This is a genomic window from Solirubrobacter ginsenosidimutans (genome assembly GCF_027587205.1).
This window is the reverse complement of sequence record NZ_JAPDOD010000003.1, coordinates 385781-407814: the sequence shown is the minus strand read 5'-3', so window position 1 is coordinate 407814 and position 22034 is coordinate 385781. Positions and strand designations below refer to the sequence as shown.

The 22034-nt window shown below is 72.1% G+C and carries 19 protein-coding genes and 2 pseudogenes; 14 read left to right on the top strand and 7 right to left on the bottom strand.

Annotated features, from left to right (window positions below; genetic code table 11):
* Positions 1–69 precede the first annotated feature (69 nt).
* Complete coding sequence (locus OM076_RS06555; RefSeq protein ID WP_270038682.1) at positions 70–2820, bottom strand: helix-turn-helix transcriptional regulator; 2751 nt, start codon at positions 2818–2820, stop codon at positions 70–72.
* A gap of 193 nt (positions 2821–3013) precedes the next feature.
* Positions 3014–3448 carry a MarR family winged helix-turn-helix transcriptional regulator gene (locus OM076_RS06550; protein ID WP_270038681.1) on the bottom strand — a complete coding sequence of 145 codons (435 nt, stop codon included), beginning with the start codon at positions 3446–3448 and terminating at the stop codon, positions 3014–3016.
* A 157-nt stretch (positions 3449–3605) separates the two neighbouring features.
* On the opposite strand from OM076_RS06550, the gene OM076_RS06545 reads away from it, so the two are divergent.
* From OM076_RS06545 to OM076_RS06540, 3 genes and pseudogenes are all read left to right on the top strand, one after another.
* Positions 3606–4985 (top strand): MFS transporter, encoded by a 1380-nt coding sequence (locus tag OM076_RS06545; protein WP_270038680.1) that lies wholly within the window; start codon positions 3606–3608, stop codon positions 4983–4985.
* Positions 4986–5055: 70 nt separating this feature from the next.
* Positions 5056–5304: pseudogene (locus OM076_RS46755) on the top strand (PAS domain S-box protein); the annotation flags it as partial.
* Positions 5301–6290, top strand: coding sequence for a sensor histidine kinase (locus tag OM076_RS06540; protein ID WP_308214334.1), 990 nt, complete (start codon positions 5301–5303; stop codon positions 6288–6290). The pseudogene OM076_RS46755 and the gene OM076_RS06540, both read left to right, overlap by 4 nt.
* A 126-nt stretch (positions 6291–6416) precedes the next feature.
* Here OM076_RS06540 and OM076_RS06535 read toward each other — a convergent pair whose 3' ends face one another.
* The gene (locus tag OM076_RS06535) at positions 6417–6830 is read right to left on the bottom strand and encodes a hypothetical protein (RefSeq protein ID WP_270038679.1); all 414 of its coding nucleotides are present in this window, start codon (positions 6828–6830) and stop codon (positions 6417–6419) included.
* Positions 6827–7222 carry a winged helix-turn-helix transcriptional regulator gene (locus OM076_RS06530; RefSeq protein ID WP_270038678.1) on the bottom strand — a complete coding sequence of 132 codons (396 nt, stop codon included), beginning with the start codon at positions 7220–7222 and terminating at the stop codon, positions 6827–6829. The genes OM076_RS06535 and OM076_RS06530 overlap by 4 nt, the downstream gene beginning before the upstream one ends.
* 105 nt (positions 7223–7327) lie before the next feature.
* Between OM076_RS06530 and OM076_RS06525 the strand changes: the two genes are divergently transcribed.
* Genes OM076_RS06525 through OM076_RS06515 form a run of 3 tightly spaced genes read left to right on the top strand, consistent with a single transcriptional unit; the run spans position 7328 to position 10360 of the window.
* Entirely contained in the window at positions 7328–8578 is a 1251-nt protein-coding gene (locus OM076_RS06525) for a glycosyltransferase (RefSeq protein WP_270038677.1), read from the top strand.
* Positions 8544–9605: a glycoside hydrolase family 26 protein gene (locus tag OM076_RS06520; RefSeq protein ID WP_270038676.1), complete on the top strand. Its 1062-nt coding sequence runs from the start codon at positions 8544–8546 to the stop codon at positions 9603–9605. The genes OM076_RS06525 and OM076_RS06520 overlap by 35 nt, the downstream gene beginning before the upstream one ends.
* Positions 9599–10360 carry a lysyl oxidase family protein gene (locus OM076_RS06515; RefSeq protein ID WP_270038675.1) on the top strand — a complete coding sequence of 254 codons (762 nt, stop codon included), beginning with the start codon at positions 9599–9601 and terminating at the stop codon, positions 10358–10360. The genes OM076_RS06520 and OM076_RS06515 overlap by 7 nt, the downstream gene beginning before the upstream one ends.
* Before the next feature lie 27 nt (positions 10361–10387).
* On the opposite strand, the gene OM076_RS06510 is transcribed toward OM076_RS06515, so the two are convergent.
* Positions 10388–11116, bottom strand: coding sequence for a sigma-70 family RNA polymerase sigma factor (locus tag OM076_RS06510; protein ID WP_270038674.1), 729 nt, complete (start codon positions 11114–11116; stop codon positions 10388–10390).
* A 132-nt stretch (positions 11117–11248) separates the two neighbouring features.
* On the opposite strand from OM076_RS06510, the gene OM076_RS06505 reads away from it, so the two are divergent.
* The 6 genes and pseudogenes from OM076_RS06505 to OM076_RS06480 all read left to right on the top strand — a co-directional run.
* On the top strand, positions 11249–11509 hold the full coding sequence (locus OM076_RS06505; RefSeq protein WP_270038673.1) for a GVDTG sorting domain-containing protein: 261 nt from the start codon (positions 11249–11251) through the stop codon (positions 11507–11509).
* Positions 11506–12084: a class F sortase gene (locus tag OM076_RS06500; RefSeq protein WP_270038672.1), complete on the top strand. Its 579-nt coding sequence runs from the start codon at positions 11506–11508 to the stop codon at positions 12082–12084. Before OM076_RS06505 ends, OM076_RS06500 begins: the two co-directional genes overlap by 4 nt.
* A gap of 77 nt (positions 12085–12161) precedes the next feature.
* Positions 12162–12614: a hypothetical protein gene (locus tag OM076_RS06495; RefSeq protein ID WP_270038671.1), complete on the top strand. Its 453-nt coding sequence runs from the start codon at positions 12162–12164 to the stop codon at positions 12612–12614.
* A 45-nt stretch (positions 12615–12659) separates the two neighbouring features.
* Entirely contained in the window at positions 12660–13406 is a 747-nt protein-coding gene (locus OM076_RS06490) for a hypothetical protein (RefSeq protein WP_270038670.1), read from the top strand.
* 49 nt (positions 13407–13455) lie between these two features.
* Positions 13456–13854 (top strand): site-specific integrase, encoded by a 399-nt coding sequence (locus OM076_RS06485; protein ID WP_270038669.1) that lies wholly within the window; start codon positions 13456–13458, stop codon positions 13852–13854.
* Between the two features lie 52 nt (positions 13855–13906).
* Positions 13907–14821, top strand: a pseudogene (locus tag OM076_RS06480) (calcium:cation antiporter family protein); the annotation flags it as partial.
* A gap of 40 nt (positions 14822–14861) precedes the next feature.
* On the opposite strand, the gene OM076_RS06475 reads toward OM076_RS06480, so the two are convergent.
* The gene (locus tag OM076_RS06475; RefSeq protein WP_270038668.1) at positions 14862–17351 is read right to left on the bottom strand and encodes a UPF0182 family protein; all 2490 of its coding nucleotides are present in this window, start codon (positions 17349–17351) and stop codon (positions 14862–14864) included.
* A gap of 113 nt (positions 17352–17464) precedes the next feature.
* Between OM076_RS06475 and OM076_RS06470 the strand changes: the two genes are divergently transcribed.
* Together OM076_RS06470 and OM076_RS06465 are read left to right on the top strand one after the other, a co-directional pair.
* On the top strand, positions 17465–18781 hold the full coding sequence (locus OM076_RS06470; RefSeq protein WP_270038667.1) for an FHA domain-containing protein: 1317 nt from the start codon (positions 17465–17467) through the stop codon (positions 18779–18781).
* Position 18782: 1 nt separating this feature from the next.
* Positions 18783–20213, top strand: coding sequence for a hypothetical protein (locus OM076_RS06465; protein ID WP_270038666.1), 1431 nt, complete (start codon positions 18783–18785; stop codon positions 20211–20213).
* Between the two features lie 397 nt (positions 20214–20610).
* Here the strand turns inward: OM076_RS06465 and OM076_RS06460 are convergent, their stop codons facing one another.
* Positions 20611–22032, bottom strand: a complete 1422-nt coding sequence (locus OM076_RS06460; RefSeq protein WP_270038665.1) for a serine/threonine-protein kinase — start codon at positions 22030–22032, stop codon at positions 20611–20613.
* Between the last annotated feature and the right edge of the window lie 2 nt (positions 22033–22034).

Genomic DNA, 22034 nt, shown 5'->3' with positions numbered 1-22034 from the left:
ACGCTGAGGGTCGAAGGTCCAGCGCTGCTCTGGATCCGTCAGGTGCCCGGTCGACGCCCCAGTTCGCGCCTAGGCTGAGCTGGTCCCGGCGGAGGGCGGCTCGCGCAGCACCGCGTCGAGCTTCCGGCGCGAGTCGATGTTGAGCTTGCTGTAGACCTTGCGGAGGTGGTATTCGACGGTGCGCGGGCTGATGAACAGGCGTGCGCCGATCTCCGGGTTGGACAGGCCGTCGCGGGCGAGGCCGGCGACTTGGGCCTCCTGCGGGGTGAGCTCCGCGTGCGGTTCGAAGTGGCGTTTGCGCACGCGCTCGCCGGTGGCCGCGAGCTCGCGTTCCGCGCGTGCGGCGAAGGCTTGGGTACCCATCGCCGTGAACCGCGCGTGGGCCGTGCGCAGATGCTCACGGGCGGCGAGGCGGTCGCCCTCGCGCCGCTGCCATTCGCCGTAGAGGAGGTGCGTGCGGGCGAGTTGGAAGCGCATGCCGGTGCGCTGGAGCCGGGCGATCGCTTCCCTGTAGAGGCGTTCGGCGTCCTCGCCGTCGCTGAGCAGAGCGCGCGAGCGCGCCTCGACCCCGAGCGCCCAGTTGCTCCCGCTCGGGCGAGTGCTCTGCACGAGCCGCTCGAGAGCGCGTGTGGCGAGCGCGCGCTCTCCCGAGCGGACCGCCGCCTCGATCAGCTCCAGCGCGGCGCGTGGCGAGCCGAGCTCGGAGAGCGCGGGAACGTCGGCGGCTTCGCGGACTGTCGCGAGCGCGGCGTCGTAGCGGCCGAGCCCGTTGTAGAGGACCGCGCCGGCCTGCTGGGCCATCGCCAGGACAATGCCCTCGCCGCGCGCGAAAGCGGCTTCGGTCGCGGCGTCGACCAGCGCCTCCAGCTCGGCTTCGTGACCCCGCAACGCGGCGATCCAGAGCGCGACGGCGTGGTAGGTGGGGATGCCCGTCGCCTCTGTGCTCGCTCGCATCTCGTCGAGCAGCAACGCGGCCGCGGTGACGTCGCCGGAGATGGCCTGGATGTAGCTGAGCGTGCTGAGCACGAGCGGCAACGTGGTCAGCGCTCCGGCGGCCCGGGCGCGCTCGAGCTCACGCGTCGCGAGCAGTCTCCAGGTCTCCTCGTCCCACACGTCTGCACACGCGAGGGCCAGCCAGTGCGCGTTCTGCGCGGGCTGGGCGGGCTCGTCGCGGAACGCGCGCAGCGCTCGCTGGAGGATCGGGGTACCCGCCGCGAACCCGTCGCTGCAAAGGGTCGCCATCCCTTCAAGCAGCAGATCTGCGGGTGTCGGCGATGCTGGTGGCGGTGCGGCGAGCGCGGCGCGGCTGACCTCCAGCACGCCGGCGCCGGTGGCGAGCGGGCCGGCGAAGCGCGCTGCCGCGAGCGCTTCGAGGTAGATCTCGCGCGCGAGCCGCGGGTCGAACGGCTCCAGTTCGCGCGCCGCGTCGAGCAGCAGCGTCGGCCCGTCGCCGCCCCGCCGGGCGGCGCACCCGATCTGGGCGTGCAGCAGCCGCGCTCGCGCGCGCTGGTGCGCGTCGAGTGCGGTGGCCTCGCCCAGCAGGGTCAGTGCTTGGTCGAGCGCGCCGGCTTCGTATGACGCTTGCGCCGCAGCAAGCGCGCGCCGCGCGCGCTCGGATGGATCGACGGTCAACGCGACCGCCCGCTCCAAGAACGCTGCCGCCGCCGCGAGCCCGCCGCGAGCCTGTGCGCGGCCGGCGCTGCGTTCGAGTTGGGCGGCGACTGCGTCGTCCGGGCCGTCCGCGGCCTGCGCCTGGTGCCACGCGCGCCAGTCGGGATCAGTCGCCGGGTCGGTCGCCGCCGCCAGCGCCCGGTGCGCCTCGCGTCGCTCGACCGGTGACGCCGCGCCATAGACGGCCGAGCGCACGAGCGGGTTGCGGAAGCGCACGCCGGTGGCGATCTCCAAGAACTCCGCGTGCTCGGCCGGCGCCAGCGAGGAGCCGTTGATCGCGAGTTGGGCGGCCGCGCGCAACACGCGCGCCGGATCGCCCGCCGGCTCCGCGGCCGCGAGCAGCACGAGCCGTCGCGTGTCCGCCGGCAGGGTGTCGAGCCGGCGCGCGAACTCCTCCTCGAGCCGGCCCGCGAGCAATGGCGCCGGCAGGCCGAACCCGCCCGCCAGTTGCGCCGGCGTGAGCCCGCGCGACAGTTCGAGCAACGCCAGCGGGTTCCCGCCGGTCTCGGCCACCATGCGGGCGCCGACGCGCGCATCCAGCGTGCCCGGGACCACCGACCGCAGCAGCTCGCGCGCATCGGTCCCGTGCAGTCCCTTGACGACCAGATCCGGCAGTCCCCGCAACGCTTGGCCGGGCTCGCGCGCCGCGAACAGCATCAACACCGGCTCGGCCAGCAGCCGCCGGGCCACCAAGCCGAGCGCCTGCGCGGAGGCGTGATCCAGCCACTGCGCGTCGTCGACGACGCATACCAGCGGGCCTTCGGCCGCTACGTCGGCGAGCAGGCCCAACACGGCCAGGCCCACGAACAGCCGATCCGGCATCGTCCCCTCGCTCTGTCCGAACGTGGTGGCCAGCGCGGTGCGCTGGGGGCCGGGGAGCCGGTCAAGCCGATCGAGCAGCGGCGCGCAGAGCTGATGCAGGCACGCGAAAGGAAGCTGCATCTCGGACTCCACCCCGGCCGCGCGCAGGATCCGCAGGCCCCCAGCCGAGGCGGCTGCGTACTCCAGCAGCGCCGTCTTCCCGATCCCCCGCTCGCCCAGCAAGACAAGCACGCTGCTGTCTCCCGCGCGCACGGCGCGCAGGCGCTGATCGAGCAACTCACGCTCGCGCCCGCGCCCGACCAGCGCCCGGGGAGCGAGGCGAGCCACGAACGAAACCGTGTGCTCACTGCCGGTCATCGGGCTCCATGCGCAGCGGCCTGGCCCCGATCCCGGTGATCACCGGCAGCGCCGACGAACCGCGACTTCATCGCAGCGACGCTATGAAGGGATGACGCCGCGATCACCGCGCTCGCGAACAGCGGCGGCTGTCCCTTCGAACGGACGGCTCCTGCAGTCCGCGTCAGACGTCGCTGTCGGCGATCCGATCCATGATTGCGGCGCCGGCCAACAAGGTCTGTTGCTCGTCGGCGTCGAGTAGCGTCCGGACCGCCTGTTCGAGCCAGGTCGTCCGGGCGGCCGGGATGGCCAGCGTCAGCGACCGGCCCTCGCGCGTCGCACTGAGCAGCGTCTTGCGGCCATCGTTCGGGTCCTGGTCGGCCGTGATGAGGCCGTCGGCGCGGAGCCGCGCAACCGTCTCGGCCATCGACTGACGCCGTACGTGCTCGGCCTGCGCCAGCGCGCTGGTCGTCGTCGGCCCCTCCCTGACGATCCGCGCCAGGGTCGTGATCTGCGACCAGGTCAACGACATGTCGGTCGGCGCGGACTCCGCCCGGAGCCGGGCCCGCAGCCGCGTCATCGCCGTCATCAATGCGGTGGCCGTCTCGGCTTCCGTCACTGGTTCGGCGCTCATGGGCTCCATTGTAGATGTAGGCAGGCTGCCTGCTATTACTTGACAGGTAGCCTGCGTAACTCGACCCCCGGGGAAGCACTTGGACGCATCGACCGACGCCACCAGCAGCATCCGTGCATCCGTGCATCGCGAGGCGACCGCCATGGAGGCCCGGCCGTTTGGGCCACGCTTCGTCGCGCCACTGTTCATGGGCTCGGCGCTGAACCCGATCAACAGCTCAGTCATCGCGACCGCCCTCGTGTCGATCGCGGCCGCCATGCACGTGTCGGTGGGCATGACTTCGATCCTGATCTCCAGCCTGTACCTGACCAGCGCCATCGCCCAGCCCACCGCCGGACGGCTCTCGGAGGAGTTCGGCCCGCGGCGCGTGTTCCTGGGCGGCATCACGATCGTGCTGCTGGGCGGGATCGTCGGCGGCTTCGCCCACAACATGGCGACCCTGGTCGTCGCTCGCGTCCTGATCGGCCTCGGCACGTCGGCCGGGTACCCGTCGGCGATGCTGCTGATCCGCCGGCGCGCCGCCACGGTCGGCCTGGTGTCCCCGCCGGTCACCGTCCTGGGCGGCCTGGCGATCGCCGGCGCCGCGACCGTCGCGATCGGCCCCACCATCGGCGGCCTGCTCGTGGGCTGGTTCGACTGGCGGGCCGCGTTCCTGATCAACGTCCCGATCGCCTGCGCCACGTTCGTCATGGCCATGCTCTGGGTGGCGACGGATCACGACCAGTTGCGCGGGCGCTCGTCGCGCGAGGTCGTCACGCGCATCGACCTGGCCGGCGTGGTGGGCTTTGGCAGCGCGATGACCGCGCTGCTCGTCTTCCTGCTCTCGCTGCCCGACGCCGACTGGATCGCGCTCGCCACCTCAGCCGCCGCGTGGCTCGCGCTCGTCGCGTGGGAGCTGCGGGCCACCAACCCCTTCCTCGACGTTCGCCTGTTGGCCTCGAACCTGCCGCTGACCCGCACCTACATCCGCTCCGGGCTCACGCTGCTCGGCATCTACGTGATCCTGTACGGGCTCACCCAATGGATCGAGGCCGCCCAGGGCCTCTCCGCCTACCAGGCCGGCCTGCTCCTGATCCCGATGGGCACCCTGTCGGCCGTCGCAGCTCGCGTCGTCTCGCGCCGCAACACGATCCGAACGCCGCTGATCATCTCCGCCGTCCTGTCGTTGACCGGGGCCGTCGCCACCTTGTTCCTGACCACCGACAGCCCGATCGTCGCGATCATCGCGGTCACCGGGCTGTTCGGCCTGATGTCCGGGTCCAGCAACGTCACCAACCAGACGGCGCTGTACAGAGAGGCACCCGCCGAGACGGTCGGCACCGCCTCCGGGCTGCTGCGGACCTTCGGCTACGTCGGCTCGATCGCGGCGGCCACCATCACCGGCGTCGCGTTCCGCACCCACGTCGACGACGCGGGGCTGCACCACGTCTCATGGATTCTGATCGCCATCAGCGTCGTGGTCCTCGTGATGACGGTCTTCGATCGCCAGCTGACCCGCGCCGATCGATCCCACCCCGACTGAGCCGCCTGGCGACCGGCCGTCAAACAGGACGTGCCGTTCCGGCTCGACCGCGAAGAGTCATACTTCCGGCATGCCGGTGCCAGCACCGGAATACGAGTTGGGCCAGTTCTTCGAGTTCTCGCCCGACCTGTTTTGCATCGCCGGCTTCGACGGCTACTACAAGCTGGTCAACGCGTCGTTCGAGCGCGTGCTGGGCTATTCGCGGGAGGAGCTCCTGTCGCGGCCGTTCGTCGAGTTCGTCCATCCGGATGATGTGGAGCGCTTGCGCGGCGCACTCACCCATCTCGCCACCGGCGAGAACGTCATCGGAGTCGAATTCCACACGAGGACGACGCGGCCGTCACCGTCGTCGCGAGCTGGGGCGAGATCGCCTCGAAGGTTCCGACCGGCACTCCGCTGGCGCTGGATGAGATCAGCTTGGCCCCGAGGGTGTTGCGTACGGGACGGCCCGCGCGCAAGGACCACGACGACGAGGACGCGGCCGGCAGAGTCGGGACGACGGGGAGCGCGGCAGGCGCCCGCTCGGCGGCCGGCACGCCGATCGTCGTCGACGGTGAGGTCTGGGGCGTGATGATCGCCACCTCAGTCGAGCCGCTGCCGGAGGACATCGAGTGGCGAATCGGGGAGTTCACCGAGCTGATGGCCACCGCGATCGCGAACATCGACGCCCGTGCGAAGCTCACCGCGTCGCGGACGCGGATCGTGGCCGCGGCCGACGAGGAACGGCGGCGGGTCGTGCGCGACTTGCACGACGGGGCGCAACAACGCCTCGTCCACACGGTGATCACGCTCAAGTTGGCCCAAGGCGCGCTCCGACCCGACGACGGAAACGCTGCGTCGCTCGTGGCTGAGGCGCTTGAGCACGCGCAGCACGCCACCGACGAGCTGCGCGACCTCGCCCACGGGATCCTCCCGGCGGCGCTGGCTCGGGGCGGGCTGGGCGCGGGCGTCGAGGCGCTTGCCTCGCGGATGCCGGTGCCGGTGACGCTCGAGATCCCCACCGAGCGCCTGCCCGGCACGATCGAAGCGACCGCGTACTTCGTCATCGCCGAAGCGCTCACCAACGTCGCCAAGCACGCCCGCGCCGCGAGCGCCGCGGTCGCCGCGTGGGTCGAGGACGCGACGCTCCGCGTCGAGGTACGGGACGACGGCGTCGGCGGAGCCCGCGCGGAGGGAGCTGGACTTCAGGGCCTGCGGGACCGGCTGGAAGCGCTCGATGGGCGACTCCAGGTCGAGTGCCCGGTGGACGGAGGGACGCTGGTTGCGGCGGCCATCCCGATCCTGACAAGCGCTGTCGAGGCGTAGTGCGCCAATGAACAGCAGCGCCGCATGCTCGACGTGCCGTGACGCAGCTCGCGCAGCGCCCGGCGCGGTGCGGTGGGGGCCCTGCTCGCCGGCCAGCCATGCGCGGCTGGCCGGCGCTACGGGCGCTCAGGCGGTGCCGCCGAACCCGGCCTGGACGCCGCCGCGTGGGATCGCCGTGCTACGCGCTGCCTTGCGCACGTGGGCCGCGTTCAGGGCCTGATGGCGGGCGGGCTTGTGTGTCGCACGCTTGGGGCTGGCGGCCCTTCGCGCGCGATCCTGCAGGACGGGCGTCTGCACCGGCACCTGTTCAGGCGTGGCGACCGGCGCCGGCGTGTCGATCGGCGCCGGCGTGTCGTTCGGCGCCGGCGCGGTTGGCTCGACGGACGGAGCCGCGGGCGGCTGGACGAACGGAGCGGGCGCGGGGATGGCGACCGGGCCGCCGGCCTCGTCGTCGGAGTCGGTGCCGGCCAGCGCGGTACCCGCGAGGACGGCGATCGTGAGCGCCGCGAGGGGCGCGACCGCGAGAGTGCGGAGCTTCATGTGTGTCCTTCCGGAGGGGGCATGGAAACAGACCCGCGCAGAGCGCTGACGCCGTCCAGCTCGGCCGCCGCCCACTCGTAGAGCGACATCAGCGGGCCGGTGAGGCTCCAGCCGAGCGGCGTCAGCGAGTACTCGACGCGCACCGGCACGTCGGCGTACGCGCGACGGGCGACGAGCCCGTCGCGCTGCAGGCTGCGCAGGGTCTGGGTGAGCGTCTTCTTCGAGATCTCGCCGACCTCGTAGAAGAGCTCGCTGTACCGGCGCGTCCCGCTGGCCAGCAGATAGAGCACGTCGATGCTCCAGCGCCCCGAGACGAGCCCGAGCACGGCGCGAGTCGCCTCGATCATCTCGTAGTCGGAGACATCGGCGTTTGCGAGTGAGGTGCAGGTCATGACGCCGAGCGTCGCTCCGCTCGCGGTCCGGACAACACGGCTCGTCGATCGGCCGATCGCGCGATGCGATTGCTTGCCGGTGGGCGCGCCCGGAAGGTCAGAGGCGTGTTCAGCTTCTTCCGCGACGCCCTCGCCACCGCACGGGGCAGCGCGCCCACGCCGTTCATGGTCTTCTTTGTGTACGTCTGGGCCGTGTGGGTGCTGAAAGCCCTGGCCGCGCGGCGCTACCGGCCGTTCGCCGGGGAGGCTCCCCCGCTGTCGGTGACCGTGCTGGTGCCCGTCTTCCGCGAGCCGGAGGCCGTCTTCCGGCGTTCGCTGGCGAGCGTGGTGGCGGAGAACCCGTTCGAGCTGATCGCGATCGTCGACGGCGGCGATCCGGCGGTCGCGGCGGTGGCCGCGGAGTACTGCACGCGCGTGCTGCGGATCTCGAAGGCCGGCAAGCGCGCGGCGATGGCCGCCGGGCTCGCGGCCGCGTGCTCGTCGACCGAGGTCGTCGTCGTCCTCGACTCAGACACGGTCTGGGCGCCCGGAACGTTGCGCGAGCTGCTTCGGCCGTTCGCGGACCCGCGCGTGGGCGGCGTCACGCCGCGCCAAGCGATCTTCGACGTCGGCGACGACCCGGTCCGGCGGCTGGCCGACTGGATCGAGGATCTCCGCTACCTCGTCACGGTCCCCGCGCAATCGGTGTTCGGGCAGGTCGGGTGCCTGGCCGGACGGACGATCGCGTACCGCCGGAGCGCCTTTGAGCCGGCGGTCATGACGCTGGTGCGTCAGACCGTGTTCGGGATGCCGCTGAGCGTCGGTGACGACCGCGTCCTGACGAACGAGCTGCTGCGGAGCGGTTGGCGGACCGTCTACCAGTCGACTGCGCTGGTCTGGACCGACGCGCCGGGCGACTGGCGGACCTTCTGGCGCCAGCAACTGCGCTGGGGGCGCTCGAGCCAGCGCGAGACCGTGCTGAGCCTGCGCTGGCTGTGGAAGCGGCCGGTCGCAGGCGCGACGTTCGCCACCGACATCCTCACCCCGTTCGCCCTGTACGCGGTCGTGGCCTTGGGGATCGCCCACGTCATGTCCGGCGGCGGAGGGCGCCACGGGCAGGCGTTGGGGGTCGAGCTGCTGCTCGCCTTCGCGGGGATGGTCGTGAGCATCGGCGTCCGCCAGATCCCGCACTTGCGCCGGCGCCCGCGCGATGTGCTGCGGCTGCCGCTGTTCGCGCTGCAGCTGACGTTCGTGATGGTGCCGATCCGGATCCTGGCGTTCGCCACCATGCTCCACCAGTCCTGGTCCACGCGGGTGCTCGAGCCCGCCTACGAGCTGCCGCATGAAGCCGTTCTGGCTGAACCTGGTCACCTCTAGCGCGACGCTGATCCTGCTCGTCGCGCTCGCGCTGCCGGCGCGCTCGGTGGTTCTCGCCGCGCGCGAAGAGCACACCGTGGAGGTGGCGGCCGAGTCCCCCTGGCCCCGCCCGGCGCGCGATCCGCGGCGCGTGTTCGGCGTCTATGTCGACCCATGGCAGGTCGACGACTGGGCCCGCAGCGTCGGCGAGGCGCCGCAGCTCGTGGCGAAGTTCGAGGCGTTCTCGAGCGGGCGTGCGATCGATCCGTGGCTCGCTCAGTCGGCCCGGATCGGCGTGCGGCGGCTCTTGGTGTCGTGGGAGCCGTGGCGGCCGGTGCCCGCGTCTTGGGGCACCGCGCTGCAGGCCCGCCCGCAGCCGGGCCTGACGAACATCGAGATCGCCCGCGGATCCCAGGACCGCTACATGCTGCGGTTCGCCCGATCGCTGGCCTCGTTCCGCGGGGTCGTCTACCTGCGCTTCGCCCACGAGATGAACGGCTACTGGTATCCCTGGAGCCGCGGACCGCGGGCGTACGTCTACGCCTGGCGGCGGATGGTGCGGGTGTTCGAGGCGGCGGGTGCGTCGAACGTCCGCTTCGTGTGGTCGGTGAATCCGAACCTCTACGAGGACGTTCGCACGTGGAGAGGAGGGCTGCGCGCGTATTGGCCGGGCCGCCGCTACGTGGACGCGGTGGGGTCCACGATGATCGACTTCGGTGGCGTCAAGTCGTATCCGGTGGCGCGGTTCGTCCCGCGGCTGCGGTGGCTTAGGGCCGCGTTCGGGAAGCCGGTCATCCTGACCGAGGTCAACACCGCCTACGCGGGGCGGGTCCAGTGGCTGCACTCCCTGCGCGCGATGCTCGCGGAGCTGCCGTGGATCTCGGTCGTCACGTGGTCGCAGCTCCCCAGCCGCGGCAAGGTGCACCAGGCGGGCACGGGCGTACTCGATTGGGACGTGCGCTCTGACCCGTCTTCCGGGTCACTGCTCGCTTCGATCATTCGCGACGGCCAACGTCGAACACGCGGGGGGTGCGGCGCCGCATGCTGATTCGTGTCCTTCCCGCGCTGATGCTGTCCCTGCTGCTGGCCGCCGGTGCGTGGGCGATCAGCCCGCGCGACCAGGGGTCCCCGCTGCTTCCCGACCTCGAGCAGGAGGCGCCGTCGCAGCTCGTGATCACCCGCGCCGGCGGTGAGTACCGGCTCGGATTCCGCTCCGCGGTGCGTAACGTGGGCGCCGGCCCTTTGATCATCTCCGGCCATCGGAGCGAGCGATCGATCGACGAGATGGTCGCTGACCAGGTGATCACCGAGGCCGGTGCGCCCAATGCTGTCGTCAACGACGTCGGTTCGCTGCGCTACGTCGTCTCGCCCGATCACCGGCACTGGCACCTGCTCGCGTTCCAGCGCTACGCGCTCACCACGGTGGGCGGCAAGGTCGTCGTGCGCGATCGCAAGACCGGGTTCTGCCTCGGTGACCGCTACGCGGCGACGTCGAGCCCCGAGGGGAAGCGCTACACCTCGCGCTGCGGACTCGGACAGCCGGCGCGGCTCGGGATCGAGGAGGGGATCTCGCCCGGCTACGGGGACGCGTACGACGCGAACCTCGAGGGCCAGTACCTGCCGCTGACCGGCCTGCCGAACGGCAGGTACGTGCTCGTGCACCGGGTCAACGGCGACGGCCGCCTGCACGAGTTGCGCGCCGACAACGACGCTGCGTCGGTGCTGCTGTCGCTGCGTTGGCGCGACGGTGTACCGCGCGTCAACGTGCTCGCCGTGTGCGCGTTCAGCGCTCGTTGCCGATGATGCCGCGGTGGCACGGCGCCGAGCGGGTCAGCCGACGAGCTCGTAACCGAAGTCGGTTGCGTGGACGTGCGCGGCGAGCGTCGTGAGTGCGCTACGGAGAATGCGCGAGACGTGAACCTGGGAGTAGCCGACGCGGCGGGCGATCTCGGACTGGCGCAGCCCGGCGTCGAAGCGCAGGCGCAGCACCTCGCGGGCAAGGGGGGCGAGCGGCGCGAGCAGCCAGTCGAACACCGCGAGCCCCTCGACCTCGTCGTAGCCATGGTCGGCCTCGGTGACGAACTCGGCGACCGCCGGCAGCTCGTCGCTGACCTGGGCCTCGAGTGACATCGCCCAGTGGGCGTGGCCGACGCGCAGGGCCTCGACGATCTCGCTGCGCGGACGGTCCAGATGGGTGGCGAAATCGGCGGCGGTCGGTTCGCGACCGAGCCCGGCGGTCAACCGCTCTCGGGCACGCTCGATCGCGAACGCGAGCTCGGCCAGCTCGCGCGGCGGGCGGACGGCCCAGGTGCGATCGCGGAAGTAGCGGCGCAGCTCGCCGAGGATCGTCGGTGCGGCGTAGGTCGAGAAGGCGAAGCCGCGGTTCGGGTCCCAGCGGTCGGTCGCCTTGACGAGGCCGAGCGAGGCGACCTGGATCAGATCGTCGAGCGGTTCAGGCGAGTGGCGGTAGCGCAGCGCGAGCTTGCGTGCGAGGGGCAGATAGCGCTCGATCAGGGCCTCGCGGGCCTGTGCGTCGCCTGCACGCTGGCGCTCGCTCAATTCCCTGTCGTCACAACGAGTATGCATGCCACCGACTCTTGGGCCGCGGCGGAGCGCGCCCGGGCTCGCCGCGGTGCCCAAGGGGCGCGCGACGCCCCAGGAGCCGGCAGGTCACGGCGAACGATTCACGCCATGACGCAGACCCTCTCAGTCCTGGCCGCCACGCTCGCCGCGCTCGCGCTCTCCTCCGCGCCTGCCCTGGCCGGCGAGAACGACGACGATGACGACGACACCGCGACACAGGTCGCCCCTGCCGGCACGGCGGTCCCCAGCGGCGGCGTCGCCACCGGGCTCGGCGGGACCGCCGACGACGGCAACTCCCCCCTGCTCGTCGGCGGATTGCTCCTGACCGGCGCCGGCGGCCTGCTCGCGTTCAAGCGCCGCCTGTCATGAAACCCGTGATCGCCGTCGCCGCCGTTCTGGCGGTCACGGGATGCGGTTCGACCCGCGCCGTCCAGGCGCCGGAGTCGCACCCGCCGGTCGCCACCGTGACGGTCGCCACGCTGCCGCCGGCGCCGTCGAAGCCGGCCTCGGTGCCGGTGCCGGTGCGGGTCGTGATCCCGGCGATCGGCGTCGATGCGCCGCTGATCCGCCTCGGGCTCGACGCCGATGGCGCGCTCGAGGTCCCTCAGCGCTTCGACCAGGCCGGCTGGTGGACGGGCGGTTCGCGCCCCGGTGAGCGTGGGCCGGCCGTGATCGCGGGACACGTCGATTCAAGGACCGGCCCGGCCGTCTTCTACCGGCTCGGAAAGCTCCGCCGCGGCGACCGGATCGTCATTCGAGGCCGCGACGGCACCAGCGTCACGTTCCGCGTCAAGCGCAGCGAGCAGGTCCGGAAGGACCACTTCCCCACCCAGCGGGTGTACGGGGCGACGGAACGGCCCGAGCTGCGGCTCATCACCTGCAGCGGGACGTTCGACCGCTCCAGCGGTCACTACGTCGACAACACCGTCGTCTACGCCGTCTGATGCGGGTTCGTCGTCGCGTCTCGCCCGATCGGCGACTCGGATCGGATCGCCGCCGGGCACGACGGACGATCCCGACCATGGTCAAGCTCATTCCCCTCATGGGCGCCGCGGCCCTGATCGCCGCGGCGCCCGCGCTCGCCACTGAAGGACCGCCGCCGGCGGCGGGTCCGCCGCTGCCGGACATGCTGCACCCGGTCGCCATCCCGCAGACGATCCCGCCGGCGATCCGGACTGCGCGGCGCGTGCTCGCCGCACAGGTGACGCCGCGACGGATCAGCGTGGGCCATCGCAGCCGGCTGCGGGTCGCCCTCTCAGAGCCCGGGAAGGTGCGCATCGTCGTCTGGCGGATGGTGCACGGGCACCCGCATCACGTCTGGGGCCGCACCGTCAGCGCCCCGCTCTCCGGGCGCATCCTGCGCCTTCCCGCCCACCTGCGAGCTGGGCGCTATCGCGTCACCGCGATCGCCCTCGACGACCAGGGCCGCCGCGCGCACACCGTGCGGCGGACGCTCATCGTCGCGCGGCGGTAGTGGCGGACCTGGCATCGCAACCACACGAACCCCAAAGGAGCACTGTTGTCTCGTATCACCTCCCTGGCCGCGGTCGTCGCCGCGGCATCGCTGATCGCCGTCGCGCCGGCGTCGGCGGCGCAGATGCCGAGCCCGAAGGCGCACGCCTCCGGCGACCCCGTGACCGTGATCCCCTCGCTGATCCAGACCCGGCTCACGCGGGTGGACAATGCCGTCGGCCGGCTCACCGACTACGTCGACGACAACGACGCGCCCGGCGTCGACCGCACCGGCAAGGTCATCCGCCGCCAGCTCGCCGCGGCCTGGCGCGGCGCGGTCTACTACATCAAGAACCCACCGCCTCCGGTTGCCGAGGACGCGCAGGTCGGCGACGACGCGCCCGTGGTCGCCGACCAGTTCACGGCGTCGTTTGCGGTGATGGAGAGCTACCACGCGGTCGCGGCGACGATCGGCGAGCTCGTTGACGGAGCCCGGGTCCCGATCCTCGACTCGATGAGCAAGACGCTCTTCTGGACGCTCGACGCGCGTGACAAGGCGATCGGCACCGCGCACACGCTCGACACGCCGCCCGACCCCGAGGGTGAGGGCGGCGAGGACGCCGTGTCGTTCGCCACGGTGATGCCGGGAGTGCTCCCGCAGCTGGACGACGAGAACCAGCAGATCCGCGGCCTGCAGACCGATGCCACCGACCTGCGGCCGGGCGGCAAGTCGCTGCTGGCGCTCGCGCTGGCGCAGAACGCGCACACGGCCCAGACGATCAACACGTACTGGCCGCCGGTCATCGACGACTGACACCCGTTCGCGGCCCGGGCACCCGTCCCGGGCCGCGTCGGTCTTGCCCATGCTCGCTGACCTGGTCGACGACTTCCTCGTGGACGCGCCACGCGAGCTGCGCGCTCCGCTCGCGCACGTCCTCGCGTCCGACCTGGCGTTGCGCGACGTCGCTGAGATCGACGCGGCGGACGTTCGCGAGCTCGTCGAGCATCTGCGCTCGGCCGGCCTGTCGCGCGAGCGCGCGGACGCTGTCGTCGACGCGCTGCGGCTCGTGTTCGCGTTCGCCGTGGCTCGCGGGCTCGTGCGCTCGAGCCCGCTGATCGGGATCGCTTCGGCACCCTCTTCCTCCCCTTCGCCGACCACGGTGATCGTCGCGCTCGGCGAGCACCTCGTGACCTGGACGGTGCGCGCGGTCGTCGCCGGATTCGTGCTCGCGGCGATCGGGCTCGTCGTTGCCCTGGCCTGACTGGCAGCGAAGGCTCGCGGGCACCGCGGCGTGCACGCTCCCGGGGCTCTACGTGCGTCTCGACGGCCCCGCGCCGGTGGCGGTACAGCTCGCCGCCTACGGCGCGGCGGTCGTTGCAGCGGCGTTCCTTTTGGCATGGGCGTGCGAGGCGGCGCAGGTCGACGTCGCGCGCGGGCTCGTCGTGGCCGTGGTCGCGTTCGTCGCGATCCTGCCCGAGTACCTCGTCGAGCTGCACTTCGCGTTCACCGGGCAGGCGGAGTACGTGGCGGCGAACCTGACCGGGGCGAGCCGGTTGCTCTTGGGCTGCGCGGTAGCGCTGCCGGCCGTGGTCGCCCTGCTGCCACGACGGCGGGTCGGGCGGATCTCGGTGGAGCCACCGCAGCGGCTCGAGCTCGGCGTGCTGCTCGCCGGGTCCTTGTGGTCGATGCGTGGCGTCGCGTCCGGGGTTCTGACGCTGCTGGATGCGTTGGTCTTGGTCGGGCTCTACGCGGTCTACCTGCGCGGTGCTTTGAGGAGCGGCGGCTCGGCTGCGGAGCCGGAGGGCGTCGCGGCGGCGCTGGCCGCGCTGCCGCGCGCGCAGCGGCAGCGCTGGGCGGTGCGGCTGATGGCCTTCTCGGCGGGTGTGATCCTGCTGACCGCGGTGCCGTTCGGAAACGCCGTGCTGGCCGCGGGGACCGCGGTCGGGATCAGCCCGTTCCTGCTGCTGCAATGGATCGTTCCCGTGGCGACGGAGGCGCCGGAGCTGGTCGTCGCGTTCGTGCTGTTGGCACACGGTCGCGGCGGACAAAGCGTGGCGGTGCTGCTGGCCGGAGCGGTGTCTCAATACACGCTCGCCCTGGGCAGCCTGCCGCTGGTGTACCGGGTGGGCGCGGGCATCGGTCCGCTGCCAATGGCGGGGCGCGAGCGGGTCGAGCTGTTCCTGACGGCCGGCGTCGCGCTCTACGCGATCGCGGCGCTGGTCGCACTGCGGCTGAGCCGTGGCGACTCGTCGATCATGCTGGTGCTATTCACCGGCCAGCTGCTGGTGCCGACGGTGCTGACGCGCGTGCTGTTCGCGATCGCGTTCTGGGCGGTGGCGATCGACGTGCTGATCGCAGAGCGGCGGGCACTGCTCGCGCTAGTGCCGCGGTCAGGGTCGCGCCGTAGCCGACACGACCGTTCGCGTGGACGGTCACCAGCTGCAGCCGCGGATAGCCGGTCCCCGCCGTCGTGACGTAGACGGGCTGGACGTAGACGAGCGCGTCGCCGATCGGGACGAGTTTCGGCGCCCCGAGCACGGCGCGGTTGATCGAGGCCCGGCCGAGGTCGGTCGATTCGCGGTTGAGCAACTGGAGCGACTCGTCGACGCCGGCGGTGGCGAGGATCTGCCGTGTCGCCTGTGTGGGACCGGTCGCGGGGTCGTCCCTCGGGAAGGTGAGGAGCGTGAGGCCATCGCGCGAGCCGGCGAGGTAGCCGACGAGGTTCTCGCGGCCCCGCGGGGTGAACGCGGCGGTCAGTTGGAGGTGGGGTTGCGTCTCTCCCGGGAGGCGGGTCAGCAGGTAGGTGGGACGCCCGAGCGCTTGCCGGTTATCGTCCGGGAAGTGGAGGTGGACGGCCTCCTCGACCGGACCGGCCAGTTGGCGGGCGCGGTTCCAGGCGTCGGCGCCGTTCCAGAACGCCGTGGCCTCGGTGGCGTGGTGGGTCTCGAGGACCCGTGCCTGGGCGCGGAAGAGGCGGCCCGGGTAGTGGTCGTTCGAGATCGCCGGGGCGAACAGGGTGGGGAACGTCTTGCGCCAGGCGGCGAGGATCGGATCACCCGGATCCTGCGCGTGCAGGGTCGTGCGGCCGTCGAACGCGTCGACGACCGCGAGAGCGCTGGCGCGCAGGTAGTTCTTGCCGTCGACCGGCGCCGCGTAGGGGTAGTGGTCGCTGCGCGTGTAGCCATAGAAGCGGAACTGGACGCGGCCGTCGCGGACGACGGTCTGTGGCGTCGGATCCCAGTCCAGGAACGGCGCGAGGGTTCGCGCTCGCTCGCGCGCGTCGCGGTGGATGGCGATCCGCGAGGCCGGCGTGGGCGTGCGCGTGAGCCAGAGGTCGAGGTCGTCGAAGCGGATGGCAAACGCGGCCTTCGTCAGCGCGTTGCCGATCGGGATCCCGCCGCGGCCGTCGTAGTGGTAGCTGGGTTGGTTCGGGCTCGGTTGCTCGACCTCCGCGCGGCGGCTGTTGAGGATCGCGTACGGCGGGTCGAGCGTTGCGCGCTCGCCGAAGTAGATGCGCGGCTGCGTGACCGGGACCGGTTGGAAGCGCGGATAGCGCTCGGGATCGGTCTCGCCGCCGTGAACGGCCGTGACGCCGTACCCGTGTGTGTAGGCGAAGCGGGTGTTGGCCCACGACGCCTGGTCGAGGAGGCCGACGTCGAGCCGTCTTGCGCCGAGCGTCAGCAGACGGTCCCCGTAGCGGTCCACGGTCGTGCTCGCGAAGCTGTAGTAGCCGCCCTGCGCGTGCGTCTCGTCGAGCGCGGCGCGCACGACGCTCCGGTCCCAGAGCGGCACGTTGGCGATCGCCTGCGCGTTGTCGGCGATCGTTTGCTCGGTGAGCCGGCCGGGACCGCTGAGGGTGCGCGTCTTGAGCCCGTCGAGCTGGTAGGCGTGGCGCGTGGCCTGGATCGCCGCCTCGACGTACGGGCGCTCGCGCGCGAGCGGCTGCGGTGAGACCGCGAGTGCTTCCACGAGGCCCGGCAATCCGCCGGCCACCGCCACCGCCACCGCGACGATCAGACCGGGGACGAGCAGCGTGCCCGGGTTCAGCCGCCTGAACGCCGCATACGCGGCGAAGCCGGCGGCGGCAAGCGACAGCACGCACCCGATCTGCAGGAGCGGCCGGCGGACGTGGACGTCGGTATAGGCGGCGCCCGGGACGACCGAACCCCGGTGCGGCAGGGCGAGCGCGAATTCGTCGAGGTGCAGCCGCCACGCGCTCACGAGCAGCCCGAGGGCGGCGAGCGCGAGCAGGTGTCGCTCGGCGCGCTTGAGGTGGCGCTCGAGCGCGTGGGCGACGCCGGTGAGCGCCGCGGTGATCAGGACGGTCTCCAGCAGCCAGCGCGCGGTCTGCTCGTAGAGCGGAAGGTTGAAGACGAAGAAGCCGGCGTCACGATGGAAGACCGGGTCGCGCTGGCCGAAATCCGTGCGGTGCGCCCACAGCGCGAGCTGCTCCCAGTGGGGTTTGTGCACGGCCAAGCCGGCGGCGAGCGCGGCGGCGAGCATCAGCGGTCTTCGCTCGGTCGCTCGTGCAAGGTTCGCCAGCACGAAGCAGGCGGTGCCGAGGCCGGTGAACGCGACCGGGAGGACACGCCAGGCGAGCGCGCTCCAATACACGGATGGCTGCCCGACTTCGCCGAACCACAGTGCGTCCGTGTAGACGCGGGCAACCAGCGTCGCGATCGCACCGAGCAGGCCCAGCGTGCCGACCAACAGCAGGGCGCGCGTACGCGGTGTGCGCCACAGCGATTGAGAGCTCATCGGGGTCGTCCCCTGATCCTGTTGCTCCGCGCGTTGATCCGCAATCTGGTGCGGATCTCGCCGGATCGGCGGAGACGATCGAACACCGTGCCGCCGTGTGGTCCAGTGTGAGAGTGCTCGAACTCGTCCTGCCTGACCGTCGCCGCGTGGCGCTGGCCGGCGAGCTCACGATCGGCCGCTCGCCGCCGAGCGATGTCCTCCTGCTGGACCCGACGGTCTCACGCGTGCACGCGCGCATCCTCGTCGACGGCGGCGCCGCCCGGATTGAGGACGCCGGCTCTTCGTACGGAACCTGGCTGAACGGCCGCCGCGTCGTCGCCGCGACGCCGTTGGTCGCCGGCGCCTCGATCCGGCTCGGCGACAGCGAGTTGCAGGTCGCCCGCGTGCCGCGCGAGAACGAGGCGGGCGCGACCGTCGTCGTCCCCTCCGCGTACACGACGCGCGTCGGCGAGAACCCGCGGTTGCGCAGCGGGTACGCGCTCAAGCGCCTGGCGGCATCCGAGGGGTCGCGGCGGTGGGTGCTCAAGGATCTGCGCTCGGGCGCGTTCGTCCGCTTCTCGAGCGAGGATGCCGCGCTGATCCGGCTGCTCGACGGGTCCCGCTCGCTGGCGGACCTGAGCGCGGAGGCCGTGGAGGGGTTCGGCCCCGACGGGCTGTCGCGGCTCGCGCTGCTGCTCGCCTCGCTCGCCGAGCGCGGGCTGCTCTCCGGGTCGCAGCCCCGTCCCGTCGACCCCGGTGCCACCTCGGCCGGCCGCCGCGCGCTGCTGCGCCGACTGCTCGCGCCGCGCACGTGGTCGTGGCCGGGTGCCGGCCGCCGCTTCGCGCGGCTGTATCGGCCCGCATTGTTCTCCCCGCCGGCGCTCGCCGTGTTCTTCGCTGTCGCGGTCGCCGGATTGGCGTCGTTCGTCGCGCTGGTCGTCGCGCGCTACGGGACGCCGTTCGTCGTGGCGCGCAAAGTCGGGCTGGGCGCGGTCGTCTTCGTGGTCGGAAGATTGGCGATCGCGAGCGTGCACGAGACCGCCCATGGCCTGGTGATGACCCACTTCGGACGGCCGGTGCGCGAGGCGGGGTTCAAGGTCGTCCTCGTCTTTCCGTACCTGTACGTGGACACGTCGGACGCCTGGTTTGAGCCGCGGCGCCGGCGGGTCGCGGTCAGCGCGGCCGGCCCGTGCTCCGATCTGATCCTGGGCGGCGCGTTCTCGCTGGCATGCCTCGCCAGCGCAGCAGGCGCGACGCGCGACGTGTTCTTCCAGCTTGCCTTCGGCGCCTACCTCGGGGCGTTCTTCAACCTCAACCCGATCGCGCCGCGTGACGGCCAGCAGATCGCGACCGACCTGTTGCAGCGCCGGGGGCTGCGTGTGGCGCGGATCGTCTGGCTCGTGCTCGGGACGGCGATCGGGGCCGCGCTCGTCGTTCGCCGGTTCGTCTGAGATGTCCGACGAGCTGCTGCAGCGGCTGCTGGAGGACCCGGCCTTTCGCGCCGCGTATCTCGCCGCGGGCGGCTCACCGCTCGAGTCGCTCGCGACCCGCGAGTCCCGCTCCAGCCTCGCCGGCGTGCTGCTCGGCACAGCCGCCGAAGCGGTCGCTCTGCTCGGCGTCGCCGACGGCGCCGAAGCCGCCACGACCGGCGTGCTGGAGAACCACAACCTCGCGTTTGACGCCGACGGTGTCGCCGACCTGCGCGCGGGACGCATCGACCCGCGCATCGTCAGCGTGCTCGACCACCTGTCAGGGGAGCATCGCCTGACGATCTCGGCGATGCGCTCCGACCACGACCGGCTCACCGCCGGCGGGTCGGTGTCGAACCACGCCTACGGCCGCGCCGTCGACATCGCCGCGATCGACGGCCGCCCAGTCGGGCCCGGGAACGCGATCGCCCGACAGATCGCCGTCGAGCTCTCGAGGCTCGACCCCGCGATTCGCCCCACCGAGATCGGTTCCCCGTGGGCGCTCCCGGGTTCCGCGTATTTCACCGACGCCGACCACCAGGACCACCTCCACATCGGGTTCGACGACCCACCGCCGGCCGGCGGCGGCGGCGGCGAAGCCAAACCGGTCGGCGGCTCATCGCACCACGGCGATCCCTCCGACAGCGATCCGCCGTCCGACGACGACGAGCCCGAGGACGACGACGACGAGGACGCGGACGTCGCGGACGACGCGGACGACGAGGACGACGAGGACGACGAGGACGAGGACGAGGACGAGGACGAGGACGAGGACGAAGACGAGGACGAAGACGAGGACGAAGACGAGGACGAGGACGAGGACGAGGACGAGGACGAACCGGACGAAGACGAGCGCGGTCCAGATCGCGACGATCTCGAGGACCCTGACCGGGTCGCGAAAGATTCCGCGGCGCTCGACGCAGCACCGCCCGTCCCGACGGGAAGCGGCTACCCGGGCGCCGGTGCGAGCAAGCAGCAGCTGGCCGGGTGGATGGCCGCTCGTGCTCAGGCGCGCGGCCTTCCCGCGGAGTTGCCGGTGATGGCGTCGCTGGTGGAGTCCGGGCTGTCGGACCTCAACTACGGCGACGCGGACTCGGTCGGGTTCTTCCAGATGCGGACCGGGATCTGGAACACGGGCGCGTACGCGGGCTATCCGGACAAGCCGGAACTGCAGCTCGACTGGTTCCTCGACCAGGCCAAGGCGGTGATGCAGCAGCGCGTCGCGCGCGGACTGCCGATCGACGACCCGCGGCACTACGGCGAGTGGATCGCCGACATCGAGCGACCGGCCGCGCAGTACCGCGGTCGCTACCAGCTGCGGCTCGACGAGGCGCGCGGCCTCCTGCAGCGACTCGCCACAGGCGTCCAGAAGCTGCGGCTGATCACCCCCGAAGAGGCCGCGCGCAAGCGCTAGAGGGACGAACGTCAACTGCTCCGGTGAGGGAGGGGGCCGCTGCGGTGGATGGAGCCGTTCGCTGGCTCGCCGTGAACCGCTGGGTGGCCGGCCTTCCCACCTCGGGCGGTGGTCGAGACTGACCGTCGAGGTACGGGCCACGGAGACAGAAAGGGCGTTCTCACGCACGCCGATCACCCCGCCCACGGCAACGTGACACGTGGGATGCTGAACGAGCGTCGACTTTCGTGAGCAGAGCGCGAGAAACTCGACGCTCGCGTCGCGAGCGCGAACCTGATCGAGCACTACGTTGGCACTTCGAGGCCAAGAGAGCCGAGCCGAGCAGCGAACTCACGGCAGCCCGGAACGGGTGGCTCGCCACTCCCCCTCCCCCACCCGGCGCAGTTGACGTTCGTCCCTAGTCGCCGTTGTCGTTCTCGTCGGGCTCGTTCTCGCCGCCGCCGTCGGACTCGGAGTCGCCCGCACCGAGCGCGCGCTCGTCGCGGCGCGCCGTGGCAAGCGCGTCGTCGTAGTCGCTGCCGTCCTCGCGCCGGGCGGCCTCAGCGGCGCGCCCGTAGGCGTCGGCGATGCGCCGGAGCCGACGGGCCTTCGACGGACTCGCTCCGGCGGCCGCGTGCGCGTACTCGCCGGCGAGCGCGTCGGCGGCGGAGGCCCGGTCGCCGTTGCTTCGCGCCGCGGCGAGATCGGCACGCCGGTCGGACACCTGCGTTCCGAGCTGCTCGGACGGGGTCGTCCCGCGGTCGCGGAGCCGGTCCGACGTCACGGCCGCGAGCGCGATCCCCATCGCGACGAGCGCGATCACCGCCAGCGAGAAGCGCCGGCGACGACGGCGCGCGAGCGGGACGGTCGATGGCGCGAGCGTGCGCGCCGGCTCGCCCACCGCTGCCGCCGCCCGCCGGCCGCCGCCCGCCCCTCGCTGCGGCGTGCGGCCCGTCACGAGCAGCATCGGACTGGTCTGTCCGGCGGGACGCGCCGGGAGCGTCGCGGCGCGCGACCAGCGCGGGCCGAGCTGATCGAGCAGGATCGCTTCGAGCTCGTCCCACGCCACGACGGCCGACGCGGTGCGCTCTGCCGGCGTCTTCTCGACCAGGCGCGCGACCCAGCCCGAGAGCTCGGAACCCACGTCCGGGACGAGTGAGATGACCGGGGGAACGGGATCGTTGATCTGGCGCATCAGGACGGCGACCGGCTCGACCGTCTCGTCGAACGGGGTCCGCCCGACGAGCAACTCGAACGCGATCACGCCGACCGAGTAGAGGTCGCTGGACGGGCCGACGTCCTGTCCGAGCGCGCGCTCCGGGGCCATGTAGCGCGGAGTGCCGAGGGTCACGCCGGCAGTGGTGAGATTCGCGGTGGCCGAGCTGGTCGCCTTGGCGATGCCGAAGTCCGCGACCTTCGCCCGCCCGAGGTCCGAGACCATGATGTTCTCGGGCTTGAGGTCGCGGTGCACGACGCCGCGTTCGGCAGCGAACGCGAGCCCGCCGAGCACGCTTTCCAAGACGCCGCCGATCTGCGCGAGCGTGAGCCGGCCGACGTGCGCGCGCAGCGCCCCGCGCGGCAGGTACTCCATCGCGATGTACGGCGTGCCGGCGTCCTCGAAGTAGTCGTGGACCGTCACTATCGACGGGTGCACGAGCGAGCTCGCGAGCCGTGCCTCGCGCAGGAAGCGACGCGCGTCACCCGCCTCGCCCACACGCAGCGCCTTCAGCGCCACCTCGCGATCGAGGTCCGGCTGGTAGGCGAGGTACACGGTTGCCATCCCGCCGCGGCCGATCTCGCGGCGGATCTCGTACCGGCCGACGCGGCCGATCGCGGTCACGC